1 protein-coding gene is annotated in these 298 nt (G+C 61.4%); it reads right to left on the bottom strand.

Annotation, left to right across the window (positions count from 1 at the left end):
• Positions 1-298 (bottom strand): type VI secretion system tube protein TssD (gene tssD, locus E1180_RS00025; RefSeq protein WP_155189062.1); only part of this gene is annotated, 298 nt, incomplete at both ends.

Consider the following 298-nt stretch of genomic DNA (forward strand, 5'->3'; position numbering starts at 1 on the left):
GGTGCGCCAGAACTTGACTTCGATCTCCAGGGATTCGCCTGTTGCCAGCGCCTGCCACAACAGCGGAGAGGCTTTGTCCAGCGGCTTGATGACAGTGGTCGGCTGGTGGCGGCGGGTGCCGATGGCGGTACCGGAGTTCGGGTCCCGCGGGACAACGGCGTTGCTTTCGAACATGTAGACCAGGCTTTCGCCTTCGTGGCCTTCCTGCCAGTTGTTGCCGATGCTGTCAGCTGTTGTTGCGTCTGCGGTGATGTCGCCTTGGGTTGCGCCCTTGACGGTCATGTAAGCTACGTTTGCC

The sequence above is a fragment of the Roseibium denhamense genome, assembly GCF_009711415.1.
In the GTDB taxonomy this organism is placed as follows: Bacteria; Pseudomonadota; Alphaproteobacteria; order Rhizobiales; family Stappiaceae; genus Roseibium; species Roseibium denhamense.